The organism is Amycolatopsis sp., assembly GCF_036008905.1.
In the GTDB taxonomy this organism is placed as follows: Bacteria; Actinomycetota; Actinomycetes; order Mycobacteriales; family Pseudonocardiaceae; genus Amycolatopsis.
In genome coordinates this window covers 1-3,726 of sequence record NZ_DASYMU010000187.1, presented here as the reverse complement: position 1 = coordinate 3,726, position 3,726 = coordinate 1, and the positions used below count along the sequence as shown (strand labels likewise).

3 protein-coding genes are annotated in these 3,726 nt (G+C 67.6%); all 3 read left to right on the top strand.

All coding sequences use genetic code 11. The annotated features are described in order from the left end of the window. Positions 1–141: 141 nt before the first annotated feature. The 3 genes from VGP60_RS31080 (at position 142) to VGP60_RS31070 (ending at position 3,659) form a co-directional block, all read left to right on the top strand. Positions 142–1,107, top strand: a complete 966-nt coding sequence (locus tag VGP60_RS31080; protein ID WP_327551706.1) for a lysylphosphatidylglycerol synthase transmembrane domain-containing protein — start codon at positions 142–144, stop codon at positions 1,105–1,107. A 102-nt stretch (positions 1,108–1,209) separates the two neighbouring features. After that, positions 1,210–2,883, top strand: coding sequence for a hypothetical protein (locus VGP60_RS31075; protein WP_414640432.1), 1,674 nt, complete (start codon positions 1,210–1,212; stop codon positions 2,881–2,883). A 38-nt stretch (positions 2,884–2,921) separates the two neighbouring features. Further along, positions 2,922–3,659, top strand: coding sequence for a lysophospholipid acyltransferase family protein (locus VGP60_RS31070; RefSeq protein ID WP_327551705.1), 738 nt, complete (start codon positions 2,922–2,924; stop codon positions 3,657–3,659). Positions 3,660–3,726: the final 67 nt, after the last annotated feature.

Genomic DNA, 3,726 nt, shown 5'->3' with positions numbered 1-3,726 from the left:
GTGCCGTTCGGCTCGGCTTTGACCTTTTCCGCGATCTGGGACGGCTACGATCTGCTCGCCGAATTCAGCCGCCTGGTGACGGTCCAAGCCTGAACAGCACGTATCGTGCCCGCGAAGGCCCGTTAGGAGATCGAAAAGCCGATGACGACAGTTGAAGTGCCGGAGTGGGAAGCGCCCGCTGCGAAAAAGCAGCCGAAATCCACGAAGGCCAAGCTCCTCGACGTCGCTCGGTGGATCGCCATCATCGCGGTGGTCGCGTTCGCGGCGAACCAGCTGGCGTCCAACTGGGACGAGTTCTGGCTCACGCTGAAGGACATCGCCTGGCCGTCGTCGGTGCTGAGCCTGGTCGCGTTGATCGTCAGCATCCTGGTGTCGACCTACGGCTGGCAGGTCATGGTCGACGACCTCGGCAAGCCGATCGGTTACCTGCGCGGCGCGCAGATCTGCCTGGTCGGCCAACTCGGCAAGTACGTGCCGGGTTCGGTGTGGGCGTACCTGCTGCAGATGGAGCTCGGCCGCAAGGCCGGGGTCGCCAGGGCGCGGGTCTTCACCGGTTCGCTGGTCCAGTTCGGCGTCGGCATCGTGGCCGCGCTCGTGCTGTCGATCCTTGCGATGCCCGCGGTGTTCAGCAACAGCCCGAACGCACTCTGGCTGTTCGTCCTGCTGCCCGCCGGGCTGATCGCGTTGCACCCCAAGGTGCTGACCTGGGGCACGTCACTCGTGCTGAAGACCCTGCGCCGCCCGCCGCTCGACCACCAGCTCAGCTGGAAGACCATCGGCAAGGTGTTCGGCGCGGCGATTCTCGCGTTCAGCTTCCAGGGGGCGCATCTCTGGCTGCTCGCCAACTCCGTCGGCGCGCCGGGCTTCACCGGGCTCGTGCTGTGTGTCGGCGCGATGGCCATCGCGATGACGTCCGGGACCTTCGCGTTCATCCTGCCCAGCGGGGCCGGGGTGCGTGAGGTCGTGATGGTCGCGGTGCTGACGGCCAGCGGGCTTTCGGTCGGCCAGGCGACGGCGTTCGCCGTGGCTTCGCGGGTGATGTTCACCGTCGCCGACCTGATCACCGCCAGTGGCGCCGCCCTCGCCGCGCGCCTCCGCACCGCTTGATCCTTCACCCGATCGGGTCGCGCCGCCGCGCGTGGAAACATAGGACGCGCGTACTCGATACGTTACCGACGGCCGCGGTTCCCCTTGGAGGGTGAGGATCACTTGGTTTTCGTGCTGGTCGGTGGGTGGCTGGTGCTCGCCGCGTTCGTCGTCGCCGCATGGTCCCGCATCAACACCCAGAAGGCGTGGCGCGTCGGAGCACTCGGTGCGGCGCTCGCGTTTTCCCTGATCCACCAGCTCGTTTTCTCGACCGTCGCCGAGGACGCGTTCATTACGTTTCGCTATTCGCTCAACATCGCCCAGGGCAACGGGGCGGTTTTCAATCCCGGTGAGCGGGTCGAGGGCTATTCGAACTTCCTCTGGATGATCCTGATCGCGCTGCCCAAGGCGCTGTTCGGCTCGGACATCGTCGCGACGGCGTCGGTGTTCGGGGTGATCGCCACGCTCGCTTGCGTGGTGATGGCGTACCTGCTCGTGAACCGGATCCTGGCCGTCGCCGAACCCGGGGGCGGCCTGCCCGCGCTCGGCGTCGCCGCCGCGGTGCTGACGGCCGGTGCGAGCGGACTGGCCGCGTACGGCCCTTCCGGGCTCGAGACGCCGCTTTTCCTCCTACTGGTTCTCTGCATCTGTTACGCGCTCACCGCCCGGCGGCCCGTGGTCGCCGGGGTGCTCGTCGCGCTCGCGGGCATGACCCGGCCGGACGGGCTGGTCATCGGCGTTGTCGTCGGGGTGTGGCTGGTGGTCGCCGCGATCCGCGAGCGGCGGAGCTGGTGGGCGCCCGCGGGCTACGTGCTCGGCGCGGTCGTGTTCGCGGTGCCGTGGACGGCGTGGCGCGTGACCTACTACGGCCACCTGCTGCCCAACGCCGTCGCGGCGAAGGACGGCGGATCGCTGGGCTGGCAGCTCGGCCAGGGCTGGGACTACCTGCTGGAATTCGGCTTGGTGCATCAGGGATTCCTGCTGCTCGGGCTGGTCGCTGTCGCGGCTTTGCTGCATCGTCGCAACGCGGACGAGCACGAGGTCGAAGCGCGTTCGCTGGTGTGGCTGCTGTTCGCCATCGTGTTCGTGTACCTCGCGTTCATTACCTACGCGGGCGGCGATTGGATGCCTGCCTGGCGGCTGCTCGCGCCCGTGCCGCCGCTGATCGCGGTGGCTTCCGTCGCGGCGTACGGCGTCCTCACGAGCGGGTCGCCATCGCCGGTGGCACGGGCTCATCGACGCGAGACACGGCTGGTCCCGGTGATCGCGCTCGGGCTGGCGGGGGTGTCGCTGCTGGTCACCGTGGCGAGCCCGTTCGCGCTGGACCGGATGCACGACTGGCGGTTCCGGATCGGGCAGATGGGCGAGATCGGTTCGTGGCTCGGCTCTGGTCTCCCGCCGGGGACCGTCATGAGCACCTATGCGAACGGCGTCCTGTCGTACCGCGCCGGGACGCAGTTGCAGGTCATCGACGTTCTCGGGTTGACCGACGAACACATCGCCCGCGAAGGCAAGCGTGACGAGAACGCCGGGCCGATCGGGCATATCGCGAGCGACTACAACTACGTGGTCAACGTGCGCCGGCCGTCGGTCGCGGTCACCACCGGCAACGGCTACGCCGACAAACAGCGCTGCGGCATCGACCCGGTGTACGCGGGGAAATACCAGGTCGCGACTTTCCGCCGGGAGGGCACGCAGAACTGGATCGCGGTGTACCTCCGCAGCGAGCTGGCGGCGACGCTGATCGCGGATCTCGACGAGGATTCGCGTTTTGTTTATGTGGCCTGTCCCGCTTGAGCCAGCTAACCCAACCTACGGTGCCGTAACCTTGGCAAATGGCTGAGCTCGTGTACCCGCCCATCCTCGTGGCGGCCAAAACCATGTTCCGTTTGCTCGACAACAAGTTCCACATCGAGGGCACCGAGCACATCCCGGCCACCGGCGGCGCCGTGATCGCCTGCAACCACATCAGTTACCTCGACTTCATCTACAGCGGACTCGGCGCGCTCCCCGCCAAACGGCTCGTGCGATTCATGGCGAAGAAGGAAATCTTCGACAACAAGATCGCCGGTCCGCTGATGCGCGGCATGCACCACATCTCCGTCGACCGCGCCGCGGGCATGGCGTCCTTCCGCGAAGGCATCGCGAAACTGAAGGACGGCGAGGTCGTCGGCGTCTTCCCCGAAGCCACGATCAGCCGTTCGTTCACCGTCAAGGAGATCAAGTCCGGCGCCGTCCGCATGGCCGCCGCCGCGAAGGCGCCGATCATCCCGATGGCGCTGTGGGGCACCCAGCGCCTCTGGACCAAGGGTCGCCCGCGGACCCTGACGAAGCGGCACGTGCCCATCACGATCCTCATCGGCGAGCCGATCGTCCCAGCCCCCGGCGAAGACCGCGAGATGCTCACGAAGGAACTCCGCCTGCGCATGTCCGCCCTCCTGGACCGCGCCCAAGCCGAGTACCCCGACGCCCCGACGTCCGAAGAGGACAAGTGGTGGATCCCCGCCCACCTCGGCGGCACCGCCCCCACCCCCGAAGAAGCCGAAACCCTAGACGCCACCCGCCCCGAATAAGGCCCGCAGGGCCGAAGGCCGTTAGGCCGAAGGGTCCGACCCAGCGTGGCTCGTGAGTGGCTACGAG